Origin of the sequence: Kineococcus lubricus (genome assembly GCF_050871965.1) — a bacterium.
Classification (GTDB): Bacteria; Actinomycetota; Actinomycetes; order Actinomycetales; family Kineococcaceae; genus Kineococcus.
On the sequence record NZ_JBJLSK010000039.1, the window covers coordinates 1 to 17659 of the forward strand.

The window sequence follows — 17659 nt, forward strand, 5'->3', positions numbered from 1 at the left end:
CCCCCCCCCCCCCCCCCCCCCCCCCCCCCCCCCCCCCCCCCCCCCCCCCCCCCCCCCCCCCCCCCCCCCCCCCCCCCCCCCCCCCCCCCCCCCCCCCCCCCCCCCCCCCCCCCCCCCCCCCCCCCCGGGGCCGACCTCCGCCGTCGGCGTCGCGCTCGTCCTGCCGGCCGGGGAGTCGGTCTCCGTGGCCCCGGCCACCACCGGCGAGTTCCCGTGCACCCGCCACCGTCACCCGTCACCCGTCCCGGGTCCGGTGGTCGCGGGCTCGGTGGCGGCGGGGAGGGCCGGTTCCCGCCGGCCGTCGGGGGACCGTCCGGGGGAGTCGCGGCGCCGGACCCGTGCGGGACCCGGCGGCCGCGGTGTGCGCGCGGCGGGTGCCCGCCCGGCGCCACCGGTTGACACCGGAACTCCGGCGGCGCACGCCGGAACTGCCGGACCGCCGCCGGAGCGACCGTGGCGTCGGTCTCCTCCGTGGGCGGAGGAAACCCCGTCCTGCTCCGGGGAGTTCCCCCGGCGACGGCCCGGGGGAGGGGAGTTCGGCCAGGGCGGTCCGCCCGGGACCGCCGCGGCCGGAACCCGGGTCCTGGTCGCGGTGGGCGGTGCGGGAGCCGGTGCGGGGAAACTCCCCCGGCGGGAGGGGAACTCGTCGTGCCCGCCCCCGCGAACCCGTGCGGCGGGTCAGTTCCAGGTGACGGGTTTCCCGTCGTAGGAGTCGTAGTCGGTGTCGTAGGAACTGAACTGCGCGGTCGTGATCTCCAGGGAGGACGGCGCGACGAACACGTTGCAGGTCTGGTACGTGCTGCCCTCGGTGAAGTCGACGCCCTGGTCGCCGTGGGCGCAACGGTCCCACTCCTGGAACAGGATCACGGGGGTGGCCTCGGAACCGTCGGGCAGGAGCGCGGAGATGTCCTGCGTGATGTCGGTGCCGCGCAGGGCAGCTGCGTTCTGCCCGCCGGTGACGGTGTAGCGGACGTAGAACGGGCTCATCCCGGCGACCTGGTCGCCCAGGTCGAGGTCGGCCAGTTCGGCGTCGGTGCCCCGTTCGATCGCCTCCACGGTCACGGTGTAGGTGCCGGTGGTGCCGGACAGTTCCACGGGCAGCGTCGCGGGCGCACCCAGGCGCAGTTCCGTCCCGGGGGCGGTGAGACCGGCCGGGGAGACGGCGGACGCGCTGGGCGACGCCGTGGCCGCGGCGGCGGTCGCGGCGGGAGCCGCGTCCCGGGTGACGGTGACGGTCGGAGCGGGCTGCGCCTGCGCGCCGAGGCCGCAGGACGTCAGCAGCGCGGCGGGCAGCAGCAGCGCGGTCGCGGTCAGGGCGTGCTCGAGTTTCACAGGGGATTCCTCCGGGAGAGCGGGTCTGTGCCCAGGGTGGCCGTCGCCGCGACGGCACCGGTGACGGTGGGCGATCTTCCACCCGCTCGGCGCAGGACCGCGGTCATCCGTCCGGCGCAGTCCGGCGGGGTGCGGGGCGCGGACGGGTGAGTCCGGGTGGTCCCGGCCGGGCTCGACAAGGGGGTGGGCGGCAGGCAGGATCGTCCCGCCCCCGCCCCCGCGGTGGTCGCGACGACGCTGTCACGCCGAGGAGAACGGGTGCCGATCGACGTCCCCCCGCGCGCCGTCCGCGAGGTCGCCGAACCCGGCGCGGTCCCGGTGTGCCGCCGCGCGGGAGTTCGGCCGCCGGACGGCCGTGGGCCCCGCGGGGCCACCGTCCCCCCGAACCCGCCGCGTGGTCCTCCCACCCGCCGCGCGCCGAACCCGCTCACCCACGAACCCCGGAGGTCACCGTTGCCCGCCACCGTCTCAGCCCTCGTCGCCCGCACCCTCGCCCGTCACGTCGAGCACGTGTTCGGGATCATGGGGCACGGCAACGCCTACTTCCTCGACGCGCTGCTGCGCGAGACCCCGGCCTCCTTCACCGCGGTGCGGCACGAGTCCGGGGCCGTGGTGGCCGCCGACGCCCACCACCGCGCCGGCGGCGGCCTGGCCGCGGCGACCGCCACCTACGGCGCGGGGTTCACGAACACCCTCACCGCGCTGGCCGAGTCGGTCCAGGCCCACGTGCCGCTCGTCCTGGTCGTGGGGGACGAACCCACCTCCGGGCCCCGCTCGTGGGACGTCGACCAGATCGCCCTGGCGGCGGCGGTCGGTGCCCGCACCTACACCGTCGGCCGCACCGACGCGGCCGCGACGACCGTGCTGGCCGTCGAGCACGCGCTGACCTACCGGGTGCCGACGGTCCTGGCCATCCCGTACGACGTGGCGCGTCGCGACCCCGGGCCGGTCGACGCCGTCCCCGACGTCGTCCTGCCCCAGCCCGTCCCGGTCGGCGGGCCGTTCGACCGGCGGCTGCTGCAGGAGGTGGCCGGGGCCCTGGCCACGGCCCGCCGGCCCCTGCTGGTGGCCGGTCGCGGGGCGTGGCTGGCCGGGGCGGGCCCCGCGCTGGGGGAACTCGCCGACCTCACCGGCGCGCTCACCGCGTCGACGGCCCTGGGGCGGGGCATCTTCCCGCGCCAGGAGTTCGACCTCGGGGTGATCGGCGGGTGGGGCGCGCCGGGAGCCGTGGACCTCGTGCGCGAGGCCGACGTCGTCCTGGTGGTGGGGGCCGCGCTGAACCAGTTCACGATGCGCTTCGGGCAGTTGTTCGCCCCCGGCACCCAGGTGTTCCAGGTGGACCTGCGGGACTCGGCCACCCACGCCCACGTCCGGGGGTACCTGCGCGCCGACGCGGCGCTGACCGCCCGGGCGCTGGTGGCGGCCGTCCGCGCCGACGGTTCGGGCCCCTCGGGGTGGCGGGAGTCGGTCGACGTCCCCGCCGCGCGCACCCACGACCCCGGGACGGGGCTGGCCGCCGACGGCCGGCTGGACCCGCGGTCGGCCGCCCGCCGCCTGGCCGAGCTGCTGCCGCCGGACCGGGTCGTCGTCTCCGACGGCGGGCACTTCATGGGCTGGCCGAACATGTACTGGCCCGTCGCCGCCCCCGACCGGGTGGTGATGGTGGGCACCGCCTTCCAGTCCATCGGGCTGGGCCTGCCCAGCGTCGCGGGGGCCGCGGCGGCCCGCCCCGGCGCGACCGTCGTCCTGAACACCGGCGACGGCGGCGGGCTCATGGCGCTGGCCGACCTGGAGACCGCCGTGCGCGTCGCCGGCGGCCGGGGCGTCGCCGTGGTCTGGAACGACGCCGCCTACGGCGCCGAGGTGAACGTCTACGGCCTCAAGGGCCTGGCCCGCGGGCCGATGCTGATCCCCGAGGTCGACTTCGCCGCCCTGGCCCGCAGCGTCGGCGCCGAGGGAGTCGTCGTGCGCGAGCCGGCCGACCTGGACCGCCTGGGGGAGTGGGCGGAACGGCCGGTGGCCGAGCGCCCGTTCCTGCTGCTGGACCTGCGGGTTTCCCCGCTGGTGGTGGCGCCCTACCAGCAGGAGATCGTCGCGGTGACCCCCGACCCGAAACCCTGATCGGCGCCCCCCCTCGCCGGCCCGACACGCCCCCGGTTCCCCCCGCGTCCCCCGCGCTGCTAACCAGGAGTTTCACGGTGCGGTGGACGCGGGCACCGCACCCCGGCGAGGGAGACGGGGGCGACGTCGTGCAGGACGACGGGGTGGAGCGGGGACGGGGACGGTCCCGGCGGGTGCTGGGCGGGTCGGTGCTGGCGGCGTGCCTGGCGGTGACGGTCCTGGCCGTCCCCGCCCGGGCGCAGCAGCCGCCCGGCGCGGTGCCGGTGGAGGAGGCGTCCTTCGTGGACCCGACGGCGCAGGTGCGGTACGCGCCCTCGGTGCGGCTGGGCGAACGGGTCTACGTGGGCCCCTTCGCCCGGCTGTCCTCCGGCCGGCGCGCCGGCATCACCATCGGCCCGGAGTCCAACGTGCAGGACAACGTGCGCGTCGAGGCGCTGCTGGCGCGCGACGGCGCGGAGGTGCGCGCGATGGCCGCCGCGGGTCTGCGCCCCACCGCCGGGGTGCAGATCGGCGAGCGCGTCATCCTCGCCCACGGTTCGGCCGTGCGGGGCCCGGCGCGCCTGGGCGTGGGGGAGGCCGACCCGGCCGACTCGGGCGTCTTCGTCAGCTTCGGCGCCCTCGTCGACGGGGCCGTGCTGGAACGCGACACGGGGTTGTCCGCGCTGAGCCGGGTGGGGCCGGGTGTGGTGCTGCGCAGCGGCACCCTCGTCCTGCCGGGCAAGGACGTGCGCACGCAGGCCGAGGCCGACGACCCGGCGCTGGGGAAGGTCCGTCCGCTGGTGGAGGCCGACCGGTTGTTCAACGCCGCCGTCGTGGAGGTCAACGTCGGCCTGGCCCGCGAGTACACCCGGCTGGCGGCCGAGGAGCCCGACGCGGTGCGCGGGATGAACGTCGACCCCGGCGGGAACGTGTTCGACGCCTCGCGGGACGCGCCCACCGTGGAGTCGGCGCTGTGCACGGGGCCGGAGGTGCGCGAACCGCGTTTCCGCAACCGGGTCATCGGTGACGTCTGCTTCGAGGACGACCTGCGGACGCTGTCGCGGCGGATGGGGTCGAGCATCTCCCTGCGCGCCGACGAGGGCGGGCCGTTCTCGGTGGGCACGGTGCGCAGCATGGGCGACGGCACGATCTTCCACGCGCTGGAGGGTTCGGACCTGTCCGTCGGCCACCGGGTCACCTACGGCGAGCGGGTCGTCGTGCACGGCGGGGGCCGCCCGGCGGTCGACCCGACCACGGGGGTCGCCGCGCCCACGACGATCGGCAACGACGTCCGCCTGGGCGACGGGTCGGTGGTGTTCCGCTCCCTGGTGCGCAACGGCGCGGTCGTCGGGGAACGCAGCCTCGTCGTCGGCAGCGAACTGGCGGTCGGGCAGGTCGTGCCGGACCGCACGGTCTACGCCAACGACGAGGTGTTCGGCCCGGTCGAGTGGTGAGGGCGCGCGTCGCGGCGGTGCTGCTGGTGGCGGGGCTGGGCGCCGGGTGCTCGGCCGCGGAGTCGGTGCCGCCGCCCCCTCCCGGCCCGCCCGCCGTCACGTCCGTCGCGCTGTCGGCCCCGGCGGACCTGCGGGTCGCCACCGCGGAGACCCGCGGGGACGGCACCGGCCCCGGCGGGGCGCCGGTGGTGCAGTGGAGCGTGGACTGGGAACTGCGGTGGGCCCCGGTGGCCGGGGCCGCGTCGTACGCGGTGCGGTACGCCAGCGCGGAGGGGGTCCCGGAGGGGGCCGCGCCCGACGACACCACGACGGCCACCGCGGTGCGGGTCACCGCCGCCGCGGGCACCTCGGCACCGGAGCGGTACGCCACCGAACGCGACGCCGGGCTGCTGCTGACCTCCTCGCAGCTGCTGGTGTCGGTCGCGGCCCTCGGCCCGGACGGCACCGAGGGCCCGGCGACGGGCTGGGTGCCCGTGGGGGACGTGCCCGCCGACGGCCGCCCGGTGACGACGCTGCCGCACGGGCACTGAGCGGGCGGGCGGCGGCGGGTCAGGCCGCGGGAGGGGCCTTCACCGGGGAACTGTCCGCGGCCTCGAAGCGCCGTCCCCACCCGGTGAGGACGGACACGACCATCACGGCGGTGAGGGCGAGCGGGTAGACCGTCCCGGCGAACAGGGCTCCGGCGGAGATCGACGCGCCGTTGGCCTCGACGAGGGTGGCGCCGATGAACAGGAACGCGGACAGGAACGGCACGACGCAGCCCAGGCCCATGGCGAAGCAGTCGAGCACGTTGGACCGGCGGTAGGGGTGCAGCCCGACGCGGCCGCCGATCTCGTCCGCCACGGGCCCGAAGGCGATCATGGAGGCGGAGTTCACGCCCCCGAACAGCACCGTGGTGGCGGTGCTGCCGACGGCGATCGCGACCTCGGCCCCCGCCGGGGTCCGCCCCAGGCGGCCGGTGCGCAGCGCCGACGTCAGCCGCTCCAGGACCCCGGCCTCCACCAGGACGCCCATGATGCCGAAGACGCCGATGACGAGGGCGACGGTCCCCAGCACGGCGCCGACACCGGTCACGAGGTACCCGGCGGGGGCGCCGTCGGCCACCGACAGCACCTGCGCGGGCGAGATCAGCCCGGCCACCAGGGCGGTGAGGGTTCCCAGCACCAGCCCCACCGCGACGGCCCGGAAGATGTCGCGGGTGCGCACCGCCACGACGAGGACGGCGACGATGGGCAGCAGCATCCACAGCCCCCGCGGCGCCGCGGCCTCGGCCAGTTCCGGCGCCCGGGCCGCACCGTCACCGGCACCGCCCAGCAGCGCGAACACCACCGCGCTGGCCGCCGCCGCCACGAGCGCGTAGGGGGCGCGGGAACGGACGACGCCCCCGACGTCCGCGGTGCCCGGCCGGGTGCGGAAGGACTGCGTGGAACTGGAGATGATGGTGGTGTCGGAGATCGGCGCCAGGTTGTCCCCGAAGACCGCACCGGAGACGATCGCGCCGGCCAGCACGGCCGGTTCGGCGCCCAGCGACGCACCGGCCGCGAAGAACACGGGGAACGCGGTGAACATCGTCCCGATCGACGACCCCGTCGAGACGGCGACGACGCAGACGGCGAGGAACGTGAACAGCGTGAAACCCGCACCGGTGATCCCGAGGGACTCGGCCAGCCACGCGAAACCGCCCGCGACCCCCGACGTCTTGACCAGTTCGGAGTACATGCCGATCACGAACAGGATCAGGACGATGGTCACCGAGGCGGGGCTGGAGATGCCGCGCACGGCCGCGTCCCAGTACCGCGCGTGCTCGCGGCAGGCGACGGCTCCGGCGAGCAGCCCCACGAAGGCCGACATCGCCAGCGCCGACATGTCGAACGCCTTGAACACCACGAAGTAGGCGACGCACCCGGTCAGGAACACGAGCAGGGGGACGAAGCTGAGGGTCCAGCCGCCGGCGAAACGCAGGGCAGCCGTGGCCGGGGTTCTGCCCGAGGGGGCGGAGGGGTGGACGGTGGCGGGCACGCGGACCTCGATCCTGGGGAGGGTCAGGGGTTGGGTGGGGTGACGGCGACGAGGAACTCCGCCGGGACCGTGGACGTGTTCAGGTACCGGTGCGGCGCGCGGGAGTCGAAGGAGATGCTCTCCCCGGTCACCAGCTCGTGCCGGCCGTCGCCGACCTGGACGGTCAGGGTCCCGGCGAGGACCACGGCGCACTCGACCGAGGCGTGCCCCCAGGGTTCGGCCGACGTGGCCCGCCCCGGTTCCAGCCGGCCGCGCAGGACCTCCAGGTCGGTGCGCCCGGGGGTCAGCCGCTCGTACACCACGGCGCCCTCCCCGGCCGACAGCAGCGGCCGCCGGCCGGGACGGCTGATGTGCGGGTCGCCGGGGGGCGGCTCGGCGAACAGGGTCGCCAGGTCGGTGCCGAACGCCTCGGCCAGGCGGCGCACCGTGGACAGGCTCGGGTCGGTCACCCCGCGCTCGACCTGGCTGAGCAGGGCCGCGGACAACCCGGTCGTCTCGGCGAGCTGGCGCAGGGACAGGCCGTGCTGGGCGCGCAGGGACCTCACCCGTTCGCTGAGCACGCCCGGGTCACCGGCCGGTGGACCCGGGCGTCGCGACGGCGGGGACCGCCACGGTCCGGTCCAGCAGGGGCAGGACGCGGGTTCCGATCAGTTCCACGCCCTCACGCGTGTCCAGGCCCTGCGGGGTCCCGAACTCCACCCGGTCCACGCCGGCGTCGATGAGCCGCTGGGCCTGCGCCGCGACCTGCTCGGGCGTCCCGGAGAACGCGAAGCGGTCGAGCAGGTCGTCGGGGATCAGCCGGCCCGCGCCGGCGTGGTCGTCCTCGGCGAGGTGACGGGCGATGCCGGTGAGCAGGCCCTGGGGCAGGTCCACGGTGGGGTCCAGCTCACCGACGACCGCCAGGTACATCGCGACCTCGGCGCGGGCCTTCTCGCGGGCCGCCTCCCCGTCCTCGGCGACCACCGTCACCGCGCCCAGGCACACGCGGGTGCTGCCCGGGGTGCGCCCGGCCGCGACCTCCCCCACGGCGAGGCGCTCGCGGGCGACGGCGACGACGTCGGGGTTGGCGCTGCCCCCCAGCTTGACCTCGTCGGCGATCTGACCGGCCAGGGCCAGGCCCTTGGGGCCCCAGGTGCCGATGAGCAGCGGGACGCGCGGGCGCTGGAGGGGGAAGCGGAACGCGGTGCCGGGGGCCATCCGGAACTCCCGGCCCTCGAAACCGCCGGTGTCCCCGGCCAGCAGCGCGCGCACGCAGTGCGCGGCCTCCCGCAGCCGGGTCAGCGGGCGGGGCTGGTCCACGCCCACGTCCCCCAGCCAGGTGCCGCGGGCCAGGCCGCAGTACGCCCGGCCCGCCGAGGCCAGGTCCAGGGCGGCGACCTGACCGGCGATCTCGTAGGGGTGCATCGAGTAGGGGTTCCAGCAGGCCGCGCCCAGGCGGACCCGCTCGGTCACCGCGGCCATCTCCAGCAGCGGGAAGATCGGCGGCTGGAACATCAGGTCGGCGAACACGGTGAGGACGTCGAGGCCGTGGTGCTCGGCGGCGCGGGCCAGGTCGGCGTACTCCCCGGCGCGCTTGTCGCTCTGCAGGCCCAGCCCGACCTCGACGCGGCGGGCGGTGCCCGGGGGCGTGGTGGCGGGGGCGCTCACGTGAGGTCCTGCGAGCGCAGCCGCCGCGTCCCGATGCGGTCGATGCGCATGACGAGCCGCTCCTCGGGGTCGGGGCAGGCGACGTGGGAGTCCTGGCTCATCCAGTCCCCGGCGGGCAGGTCGCGCTGCTTGGCGGCCAGCATCGGCAGGACGGCGGCGAAGGCGTACAGGCAGAAGTGCTTGCCCTCGGGCAGGCGCATCTCGTTGGAGCGCACGACGTCGATGTAGTCGCCGACCTGCAGGCCGCACACCGACCGGCCCTCGATGCGGTCCACGCAGACGCGCAGGTCGTGCAGTTCCATGTCGGTGCCGTCGGGGGGTGTGTCGCTCATCGGTCTGCTCCCGTCGTGGTCGCGCTGTGGAGCACAGGTGAACGTCAGTTCGCCCGCAGCGTACAAGCCGGTGACGGCGGGTGGAAGGACCGGTCACCGCGGTTCGCGGGAAGGCCCGCGCGGGCGCGGTGCCCGCCCGTAGGTTCTCCCCGTGCTGATCGCCGACCGGGCCGCCCTGCTCCTGCTCGACGCCCGGGGGAGGCGGCGGCTGCCCGCCCGCGCGGCCGCGACCGTCCTGGCGGGCGCCCTGCTGAGCGAGCTCGTCCTGCGCGGCGACCTCGTCGCCGACGCCGGGACCGGGGCCCTGCGCGCCCGGCCCGCGGCGGCCCCCGGACCCCGGCTGGCGGCGGCGCTGGGCGCGGTCACCGCCTCCGGCGGGGACGCGCGGCGCTGCGTGCGGGCGCTGGCGGCGCGGCCGCTGTGGGACGACGCGGTCGCGGCCCTGGGGAAGAGCGGGGCGGTGCGCACCGAGCGCCGTCGCCGGTTCCTGGTGTTCACGTCGGTGCGCTGGTTCCCCCGGGAGGGGTCGGTCACCGCGCTGCGGACGCAGGTGCGCGCCGCGCTGCAGGCCGCCCGCCGCCGCGACCGGCTCGCGAAGGCGCGGGCGGTCGACCCGGCGACCGTCAGCCTCGTCGTGCTGCTCGCCGGCGCCGGGTGCCTGCCCGCGGTGGCCCCGCACCTGCCCGGCGGCCTCGACACCGAGGAGGCGGCCGACGTCCTGGCCGAGGCCCGGGACCTGACCCCGCAGGCCCGGGAGGCGCTGGAGGACGTCGAGACGGCGGTCTCGGTCCGGGTGCACGCCCTCACCGGCGGGGACTCCTCCTCCGACACCTCCACGAGCGGTTCCGGCGACGACCACCACGGCGGGTCCGACGGGGATTCGGGCGGGGGTTCGGGCGGGGGTTCGGACGGCGGGGGCGACGGCGGGGGAGGGGGCGGCGGGGACTGAACCACCGCGTCCGGCCGACGGTCAGGTGCCCGGAGGTGGCCGCAGGAGGTCGACGAGCTGGGCGAACCGCGCACCGATCGAGTCGCCGTCGACCGCCCCCGGCAGGGTCCGCACCTCCAGCACGTCCGGTCCCGGCCGGACCCCCAGCACCCGGGTGAGGTTCACGTCGCTGAACTTCGTCACCGCGGTCCGGGCCGCCGCCGCGCGCAGCGACGCCCAGTCCTCCCAGTCCGCCCGGACGAGTTCCACCAGGTCGGGTGGCAGCGGCGCCAGCCGGGTGCAGCGCGGGTTCGTCCCGAACCGCTGCGCGAGTTCGGCCCGCCGTTCCCCGAACGTCGTCACGACGTGCCGGAAGGCCCGCACGTCCCGGAACGGCGCCGCGTCGAGGTTGACGTGGACGGCCGCCTCGGCGGGCACCGTGAAACCCAGGTCCCGCGCCGGTCCCAGCAGTTCCTCCAGGCGGCGGGCGTGGTCGTCCGCCCACGGCGGGGTGACGACCTCGCACGGGCGTTCCCGTTCCCCCGGCAGCGGCGCGGCCAGCGCGATCGACGCCCCGGCGGCGTCGTCCAGCCGGTGCACGCCGCGGACCTCGCGGACCCGCGTGCCGAACAGCCCCGCCACCGGGTCCAGCACCGACCCGATGCCCTCGGCCGGGTCGGCGTGACGTTCGACCAGGCGCAGCAACCGGGGGTCGTCGCTCACGACCCGGTACCACCCCGGTCGCGGGGGTGCCGTCGCGTCGAGGTCCGCGACGATCGTCGTGTCGTCGACGAGGGAGCAGACCGGACCGCCCGCGGCGTCGAGGACGTCGAAGGCGGGGGTGAGGTGCCAGAACGCCCGCACCCCCGGCGTCGTGGACCCCTCGGTGTCGACGTGGAACCTGCGGCGCACCGAACCGCCCGCGCGGGCGGCGAGCTCGCGCGCGAGGTCGAGCCTGCTCGCCCCGGCCGGGGCGAGCAGTTCCACCTCGAAACCGGCGCGCACCACGTCAGGGCGCGACCGGCAGGGTCCCGCCCGTGAGCAGTTCCCGCCCACCGGTGACCTTCGCCTCCCAGGGGTCCACGTGCCAGACCGCACCGAGGGCCACCGCGTCGTCGTAGGTGTACCCCGCGGCGAAGAACGCCTCGACCGCCTCGGACTCCTGCGCCGGGAGCCCGGAGGCGGGGACGGCGGGCGCGGGCGCGGAACTGCCGGGGGCGATCGGCAAGGTCTGCCCGGCGGCCAGCGCCCGCCCGCCGGTGACCTTCGCCTCCCAGGGGTCCTGCGCCCACTGCTCACCGAGGACGACGGCGTCGTCGTAGGTGTACCCGGCGTCGAAGAACACCTCGCGGGAGGCCTGGTCGGGGTCGACCGGTTCGTCGACGAACCCGGGGACGGGTCCGGCGGGCTCGGCGGCCGCGCTCGTCGCGCGGGCCGGCGCCTCGTCGGCGGAGTCCGCGTTCGCGTAGGCGGTCCCGCCGGCGAGGGCGATGCCGCCCGCCACGACCGTCGCGGTGACGATCCGCGCCGCGCGCCGGTTCGCCGGGGTCCTGGTCTCGTGGTCGCTCATGCCGGGGAAGACGTCGCGCGGGCCGGCGGGGTTGCCCCCGTTCACCGGGGGACCGGGAGCTCGTCGCCGTCGGCCAGCACCTGCCCGCCGAGGGCCTTGGCCTCCCACGGGTCGACGTTCCACAGCTCGCCCAGCGGTACGGCGTCCTCGTAGCCGAAACCCGCGTCGGAGAACACGTCCCGCGCCGCGTCCGCGTCCATCGCCAGCACCGGCGGCTCCGTCCCCACCCGGGGGGTCCCCGTCGCGGTCGCCGACGGGGCCGACGGGGCCGACGAGGTGGACGGGGTGCTCGCCGGCGCGAGGGCCCGCGGCGGCGCCGACCGTCCCGCCCACACCACCCCGCCCGCCACCCCGCCCGCCACGACCACCGCCGCGGGCAGCGCCACCAGCGCGCGGCGCCGCCGCACCCGCCGCCGCCCGCCCTCGCGGACGCGCCCGAGCAGGTCGTCGCCCGCGCGCACGTCGCGCACCGAGGCGTCGAGCTCGTACCGCAGCCGGTCCTCCCAGCCGCTCAGCCGTTCGTCCACCGCGCACCCACCCCTTCCCCGCTCTCCTCGTGCACGAGGCGCCGCAGCGACGCCAGCCCCTTCGACGCCTGGCTCTTGACGGTCCCGCGGGACACGTCGAGCTCGTCGGCGATCCGTTCCTCCGACCAGTCCTCGAAGTAGCGCAGGACGATGACGGCCCGCTGCCGCGGCGGCAGGCGACGCAGCGCCTGCACGACCGCGGACCGCTCGGCCCGCTCCTGCGCACCGTCGCCCACGACCCCGCTCACGAGGACGCCGGGGTCCTGCTCCAGACCGACCTCGCGCGGCCGGCGCGCGCGGGCCCGCCACCGGTCGGTGACCTTCCGGGCCAGGGCCGTGCGCGCGTAGGCGTGCGGGTCCTCGATGCGCCGCCAGCGGACGTACATCCGCTCCAGGACGTCCTGCACCAGGTCCTCGGCGTGGCCCCGGTCCCCGGTCAGGAGCACCGCGAAGCCCAGCAGCCGGTCGCCGCCGGTCCGCACGAACTCCTCGAAGGAACTCACCACACCCGCCCAGACGACGCGGGGGCCCCCCGGGTTGCCCCGGGCCCGCCGTCCGTCGCGACGCGGCCCGTCACCGCAGCGGGCTCAGCACGCCCATGGCCTCCCGTTCCCGGTCGGCCAGTTCCCGCAGGACCGCCGAGGCGTCGGCGAGGTGGTGGGCCTCGCCGTCGTCCGCGGCCGCCGCGAGGTGCTCGGAGACCCGCGTCCACAGCGGGGCGATCTCCTGGAACGCCCCGTGGGCGCGGGCGAAGGCGTCGTCCCCGGTGAGGTCGGCGCACTCGCCGAGGAAGTCGCGGTAGAGGGCGCGGAAGAGGGAGCCGCCGGTCCCGCCGCGCTCGACCAGCGCCGCGGCCGTCGCGATCCGCGGCCGGGGGTCCCCGTCGCGGTCGAGCCAGGTCAGCACCCGCCGGGCGGCCACCTCGATGCCGCGGTGCCCCAGGTTCGCCACCGGCGGGTCCAGGAAGGCGCGCGCGGTGCGGCCGGCGGCGGCCCGCACGACGTCGCCCACCGGTGGCCGGTCCCCGGCGGCGGTGAGGGTGAAGGACAGGTTCCTGGCCGTCATGGGCCCGCGTTCGGCGCGGGCCCGTTCCAGGCTCGCCCGGCTCACCGAGACCGCCCCGCCCTGCTGGGCGGTCTCGACGAGGTGGACGTGGGTGTCGTCGTACCCGTAGGCCGCGACGACGTGCCCGCCGAAGTGGACCTTCGAGGTGAAGTGCTCCAGGTGGTGGGAGTCGAGCTGGAGGCCGACGGGGCGCCCGGCGTCCAGGGCCCCGGTGAGGTTCTGCCAGGCCTTGCGCGTCGAGGTGGTCTCCTCGACGTGCAGCGTCGCACCCAGGTGCGCGGCCAGGGTCCGGGCCAGGGCCATCGGCTTGCTGCGGCCGGCCAGGAGCGGGAAGTCCATCGCCTTGCTGTCCCAGTAGAGGAAACCGAGCCCCTCGCCGATCCCGAAGCGCAGGGGTTCGGACAGGTGGACGCCCTCGTGGTGCAGCAGGACGCCCAGCGCGGTCGTCTCGCAGTGCTGCCCGGCGAGCCGGCTCGCCGCCTCGGCGACGGTGTCGATCAGCATCGGTGCTCCTGGTCGGGTGGTCCGGCGGGGCGGCGCGCCGCCGTCCCGCAGAGCTTGACAGGTGCGTCCCGCCAGGGGTAAACCGAACGTTCGGTCGATTGTTCTCGAGGGCGAGGAGACGGTTGTGCACCAGCGGTCGCCGCCGCGCCCACCGCGCCGTCGACCTCACCGCACCCGCCCCGCCCACCGCGTGCCCCTGCCGACAGAACGATGGAGTTCCCATGGCGACGACCACGACCGGGGGCGCGTCCGCGCGCCTCACCCGTGACGAACGCAGAGTCCTCGCCGGCACCCTCGCCGGCACCACCATCGAGTGGTACGACTTCTTCATCTACGCCCAGGCCGCCGGCCTCGTCCTGGCGCCGCTGTTCCTGGCCCCGCTCAGCGAGTCCTCGCCCGGGGCGGCCACGATCGTCTCGCTGGCCACCATCGGCATCAGCTTCCTGTTCCGGCCCCTCGGGGCCATCCTCGCCGGGCGCTTCGGGGACCGGCTGGGGCGCAAGCGGATGCTGGTGCTCACCCTGCTGATGATGGGCTCGGCGACCTTCCTCATCGGCGTGCTGCCCACCTACGGCCAGATCGGTGCCGCCGCCCCGCTGCTGCTGGTGCTGCTGCGGGTCCTCCAGGGTTTCTCCGCCGGCGGTGAGTGGGGCGGGGCGGCCCTCATGTCCGTCGAGCACGCCCCGGTGCACCGGCGCGGCCTGTTCGGCGCCTACCCCCAGGTCGGGGTCCCGCTCGGCCTGATCCTGGCGACCGGCGTCCTGTGGGTGCTGACGACCGTCACGACCCCGGAGCAGTTCGACGCCTGGGGCTGGCGGGTGCCATTCCTGCTGTCCGTGGCCCTCATCGCCGTCGGCTACGTCATCCGCCGGTCGGTGGAGGAGAGCCCGGTGTTCCAGGACATGCTCCAGCGCAAGCGCGCCTCGGCCGCCCCGTTGCGCGACCTGTTCCGCCGCAACACGCGCAACGTCCTGCTGTCCGCGCTGATCTTCGTCGCGAACAACGCCGCGGGGTACCTCGTCATCGTCTTCTTCATCACCTACGCCACCGGGACGCTGGGCATGGACCGCCCGCCGGTGCTGCTGGCGACGGTGTTCGCCTCGCTGGGCTGGCTGACCTTCACGCTGTACGGCGGCGCCCTGTCGGACCGCATCGGCCGCGTGCGCACCTTCCAGATCGGCTACGCGCTGATCTTCGTCTGGCTCATCCCCATGTTCCTGCTCATCGAGACCGCGAACATCTGGTTGTTCGGGGGCTCCATCTTCGTGCTGACCATCGGCCTGGGGCTGTCCTACGGGCCCATGTCGGCGATGTACGCCGAGATGTTCCCGACCGCGGTGCGGTACTCGGGAGTCTCCATCGGGTACGCCCTGGGCGCGATCCTCGGCGGTGCCTTCGCACCCACGATCGCCGAACTGCTGATCCGTTCCACCGGGACGTCGGTGGCCGTGGGCGGGTACGTCATGGCGCTGGCCCTGATCTCGGTGGTCGCCGTCACCGTGGCCGGGGAGACGCGGGGGAACGACCTGCACGTGACGGGTGGCGACTGAGGTCGTCAGCCCACCGGCACCGCCGCACGGGCCGGGTCCATGTGCCCGATCGGGAAGGGCGTCGTCCCCGTGGTGACGAGGTCGGCGGCGATCCTGCCGACCACGGGGGAGATCTTGAACCCGTAGCCGGTGAACCCGGTGGCCACCACGACGCGGTGGCTGCCGGGCCAGCGGCCGAGGAACGCCGTGCCGTCGGCCGACCACCCGTCGGCGTGCACCGAGGTCCGCACCGGCAGCTCCGACAACCCGCGCAGGCGGCGGGCGACCTGCTCCCCGATCGCGGAGAGCTCCGCGGTCCGCACGTCCCGGTCGAGGGCGTCGGCGGTGGCCGGGTACCCCCAGTCGTCGTCCCCGGCGACCTTGACCAGGGCCCCGTCCAGCGTCGGGCCGCCGTAGAGGAAGACCTCCCCGTCGGCGCGCACGAACCCGGGGAAGCACGACGGGCGGTACCGCGCCGCCGCCTGCGCGGACGTGGGGAGGAACCAGGTGAGCAGCAGGCGCCGCGGTCGCACGGGCAGACCCGGCAGCAGGTCCGGCGCCCACGGCCCGGGGGCCAGGACGAGCCGCCCGAAGCGGTAGGTGCGTTCGGCGGTGTGCACGAGCACGTCGTCGCCGGCCTGCTCCCAGGAGGAGGCCCTGACCCCGGTCACGACCCGGGCGCCGGCGGCCGCGGCCGTGCGCAGCTGCGCGGCCACGGCGACCTCCGGGCGCAGCAGGCCCCCCAGGTCGTCGGCCACCACGACGTCGTCGGACCCCAGGCGGTGCGCCGGGTAGCGCTCGCCCGCCTCGGCGCGGTCCACCACGTGGACCCCCTCGCGCCGTCCGGCCAGCCGCACCAGCCGGTCCACCCCCGGTGTGCCACCGCGGCCGATCACCAGGCCGCCGCAGCGCACCAGCACCTCGATGCCCGATTCCGCCTCCAGCTCCTCCCACGCGGCCGGCGCGGCGGCCAGCAGCCGCTCGTCGTCCTCGTGGCGCTCCAGGTAGGGCACGGACCGGAAGACGCGGCTCTCCCCGGTCGAGGCGCCGCGGTCGTGCACGGGCCAGAAGCGCTCCAGCCCGACCACGTCGACCCCCCGGCGGGCGAGCTGGCGCAGGGTCGCCGCACCGACGGCCCCCAGGCCCAGGACGCCGACCTCCGCGTCGCGGGTCACCGGGACACCTGCTGCGCAGCGGCGTCACCGGCGGTGGGACCCGGGGTCCCGGCGGCCTCGGTCAGCGACAGCGACGACGTCTCCGGCGCCCAGGCGAACGAGACGGCCGCGCCGACCAGGGCCACCCCGCACAGGGCGGCCATCGTCGGCCCCGCCCCCCAGGCGGCCAGCGCCGGGGGCAGCAGGAAGGTGCTGGCCGCCGAGCCGATGCGGCTGGTCGCCGCGGCCAGCCCCACCCCGGAACCGCGCAGGTGGGTGGGGAAGACCTCACCGGGGACGACGTACTCCATGTCGGAGGCGGCGCTGGAGATCAGGACGAAGAGGACGAACGCGGTGAGGGTCACCGCGATCGGCAGCACCCCCGCCCAGCCGACGACCGCGAGGGTCGCGGCGGTGAGGAGGAAGGACCAGATCAGCCAGCCCCGGCGCGGCAGCCGGGCGGCGGCCCAGAGCCCGGCCACGGACCCGACCAGCAGCGCCCCGTTGACGAGCAGCGACCCGGTGAACTCGTCCTGGACGCCCACGGCCCCGAGGGCCTGCGGCAGGAAGATCGTCAGCGCGAACAGCGGGACGACCTGGCACATCCAGAAGATCCCCGCGAAGGCCGTGCGGGTGCGGTACCGGCGGGAGAACAGCTCGCGGTACTGCCCGCCGTCCTCGCGCCGCTCCACGACGAGGTCGTCGACGCCGTACTCCGGCCCGACGTGGCGCTGGACCACGGCCAGGGCCTCCTCGGTGCGCCCGTGGGTGATCAGCCAGCGCGGGGACTCCGGCAGCCCCCAGCGCAGGGCGAGGACCACCGCGACCGGGACGGCGCTGCTGGCCAGGACGACCTGCCAGGAGGCGCCGGCCGAGCGCAGTGCCGTCGAGACGAGGTAGGCCAGCACGAAGCCGACCACCCAGGCCGCGTTGAGCGCCCCGAGCAGGGCCGGTCGCGCGCGGCGCGGCGAGAACTCCGAGAGCAGCGCCGTCCCGATGGCGTACTCGGCGCCGACGGCGAGGCCGATGACCAGGCGCACGACGAGGAGCTGGGTCGCGTCGGTGACCACCAGCTGGGCCAGGCAGGCCACCAGCAGCAGCACCAGGTCCAGGGTGAACAGACGCCGCCGGCCGAGCCGGTCGGTGATCCGGCCGACGACGAGGGACCCGAGGAAGATGCCGGCGAGCGCAGCCGCCCCGATGGACCCGGTCCACCACGACGACAACCCCAGGTCGGGCCCGGCCATCGCCAGGGCGACCCCGATGCCTCCGAGGACGTAGCCGTCGCAGAGCATGCCGCCGGCCGTGGCGGCCAGCAGCCGCCGGTGGAACCCGCTGAGCGGGGAGTCCTCGATGCTGCGTCCGGACGTGTTCACGCCGACCTCCTCGTGCTCCGGCCCGGACGTTCCGCGACGGTGCGGTCCGGACGGTCCCACTGTGCGCGCGGACCGGCCGGTCGTCTTGCTCCTGGGCGCACGCACCTTGCGGCTGGGCGAAC

17 protein-coding genes are annotated in these 17659 nt (G+C 76.2%); 5 read left to right on the top strand and 12 right to left on the bottom strand.

Features of this window, described 5'->3' with window-relative positions:
• Positions 1 to 678 precede the first annotated feature (678 nt).
• Entirely contained in the window at positions 679 to 1332 is a 654-nt protein-coding gene (locus tag ACRYRX_RS20160) for a hypothetical protein (protein ID WP_432514847.1), read from the bottom strand.
• A gap of 453 nt (positions 1333 to 1785) precedes the next feature.
• Between ACRYRX_RS20160 and ACRYRX_RS20165 the strand changes: the two genes are divergently transcribed.
• The 3 genes from ACRYRX_RS20165 to ACRYRX_RS20175 all read left to right on the top strand — a co-directional run bounded on the left by ACRYRX_RS20165 (position 1786) and on the right by ACRYRX_RS20175 (position 5416).
• Positions 1786 to 3453 (top strand): thiamine pyrophosphate-binding protein, encoded by a 1668-nt coding sequence (locus ACRYRX_RS20165; protein WP_432514849.1) that lies wholly within the window; start codon positions 1786 to 1788, stop codon positions 3451 to 3453.
• Positions 3454 to 3581: 128 nt separating this feature from the next.
• Positions 3582 to 4886: an LbetaH domain-containing protein gene (locus ACRYRX_RS20170; protein WP_432514850.1), complete on the top strand. Its 1305-nt coding sequence runs from the start codon at positions 3582 to 3584 to the stop codon at positions 4884 to 4886.
• Positions 4883 to 5416, top strand: coding sequence for a hypothetical protein (locus tag ACRYRX_RS20175; protein WP_432514853.1), 534 nt, complete (start codon positions 4883 to 4885; stop codon positions 5414 to 5416). The genes ACRYRX_RS20170 and ACRYRX_RS20175 overlap by 4 nt, the downstream gene beginning before the upstream one ends.
• 19 nt (positions 5417 to 5435) lie before the next feature.
• Here the strand turns inward: ACRYRX_RS20175 and ACRYRX_RS20180 are convergent, their stop codons facing one another.
• From ACRYRX_RS20180 to ACRYRX_RS20195, 4 genes are read right to left on the bottom strand one after another with little or no spacing between them, the layout of a single operon-like run.
• The gene (locus tag ACRYRX_RS20180) at positions 5436 to 6905 is read right to left on the bottom strand and encodes a Na+/H+ antiporter NhaC family protein (protein WP_432514854.1); all 1470 of its coding nucleotides are present in this window, start codon (positions 6903 to 6905) and stop codon (positions 5436 to 5438) included.
• 23 nt (positions 6906 to 6928) lie between these two features.
• Positions 6929 to 7465: a cupin domain-containing protein gene (locus tag ACRYRX_RS20185; protein ID WP_432514856.1), complete on the bottom strand. Its 537-nt coding sequence runs from the start codon at positions 7463 to 7465 to the stop codon at positions 6929 to 6931.
• Positions 7466 to 7472: 7 nt separating this feature from the next.
• Positions 7473 to 8552, bottom strand: a complete 1080-nt coding sequence (locus ACRYRX_RS20190; protein WP_432514857.1) for an LLM class flavin-dependent oxidoreductase — start codon at positions 8550 to 8552, stop codon at positions 7473 to 7475.
• Positions 8549 to 8884, bottom strand: coding sequence for a TIGR04076 family protein (locus ACRYRX_RS20195; RefSeq protein ID WP_432514859.1), 336 nt, complete (start codon positions 8882 to 8884; stop codon positions 8549 to 8551). The genes ACRYRX_RS20190 and ACRYRX_RS20195 overlap by 4 nt, the downstream gene beginning before the upstream one ends.
• A gap of 151 nt (positions 8885 to 9035) precedes the next feature.
• On the opposite strand from ACRYRX_RS20195, the gene ACRYRX_RS20200 reads away from it, so the two are divergent.
• A complete protein-coding gene (locus tag ACRYRX_RS20200; protein WP_432514860.1) occupies positions 9036 to 9833 on the top strand; it encodes a GPP34 family phosphoprotein in 798 nt (265 codons plus the stop codon).
• 21 nt (positions 9834 to 9854) lie between these two features.
• On the opposite strand, the gene ACRYRX_RS20205 is transcribed toward ACRYRX_RS20200, so the two are convergent.
• The 5 genes from ACRYRX_RS20205 to ACRYRX_RS20225 form a co-directional block, all read right to left on the bottom strand.
• The gene (locus ACRYRX_RS20205; protein WP_432514861.1) at positions 9855 to 10817 is read right to left on the bottom strand and encodes an amidoligase family protein; all 963 of its coding nucleotides are present in this window, start codon (positions 10815 to 10817) and stop codon (positions 9855 to 9857) included.
• Between the two features lie 4 nt (positions 10818 to 10821).
• Complete coding sequence (locus ACRYRX_RS20210; protein WP_432514862.1) at positions 10822 to 11427, bottom strand: hypothetical protein; 606 nt, start codon at positions 11425 to 11427, stop codon at positions 10822 to 10824.
• Positions 11424 to 11909, bottom strand: coding sequence for a hypothetical protein (locus tag ACRYRX_RS20215; RefSeq protein ID WP_432514863.1), 486 nt, complete (start codon positions 11907 to 11909; stop codon positions 11424 to 11426). Before ACRYRX_RS20215 ends, ACRYRX_RS20210 begins: the two co-directional genes overlap by 4 nt.
• Complete coding sequence (locus ACRYRX_RS20220; protein WP_432514865.1) at positions 11894 to 12412, bottom strand: SigE family RNA polymerase sigma factor; 519 nt, start codon at positions 12410 to 12412, stop codon at positions 11894 to 11896. Before ACRYRX_RS20220 ends, ACRYRX_RS20215 begins: the two co-directional genes overlap by 16 nt.
• 70 nt (positions 12413 to 12482) lie before the next feature.
• On the bottom strand, positions 12483 to 13478 hold the full coding sequence (locus tag ACRYRX_RS20225) for a BtrH N-terminal domain-containing protein (protein WP_432514867.1): 996 nt from the start codon (positions 13476 to 13478) through the stop codon (positions 12483 to 12485).
• Positions 13479 to 13699: 221 nt separating this feature from the next.
• On the opposite strand from ACRYRX_RS20225, the gene ACRYRX_RS20230 reads away from it, so the two are divergent.
• On the top strand, positions 13700 to 15028 hold the full coding sequence (locus tag ACRYRX_RS20230) for an MFS transporter (protein WP_432514868.1): 1329 nt from the start codon (positions 13700 to 13702) through the stop codon (positions 15026 to 15028).
• Positions 15029 to 15033: 5 nt separating this feature from the next.
• On the opposite strand, the gene ACRYRX_RS20235 is transcribed toward ACRYRX_RS20230, so the two are convergent.
• Together ACRYRX_RS20235 and ACRYRX_RS20240 are read right to left on the bottom strand one after the other, a co-directional pair.
• Positions 15034 to 16182: an FAD-dependent oxidoreductase gene (locus ACRYRX_RS20235; protein WP_432514870.1), complete on the bottom strand. Its 1149-nt coding sequence runs from the start codon at positions 16180 to 16182 to the stop codon at positions 15034 to 15036.
• Positions 16179 to 17537 (bottom strand): MFS transporter, encoded by a 1359-nt coding sequence (locus ACRYRX_RS20240; RefSeq protein ID WP_432514872.1) that lies wholly within the window; start codon positions 17535 to 17537, stop codon positions 16179 to 16181. The genes ACRYRX_RS20235 and ACRYRX_RS20240 overlap by 4 nt, the downstream gene beginning before the upstream one ends.
• Positions 17538 to 17659 lie beyond the last annotated feature (122 nt).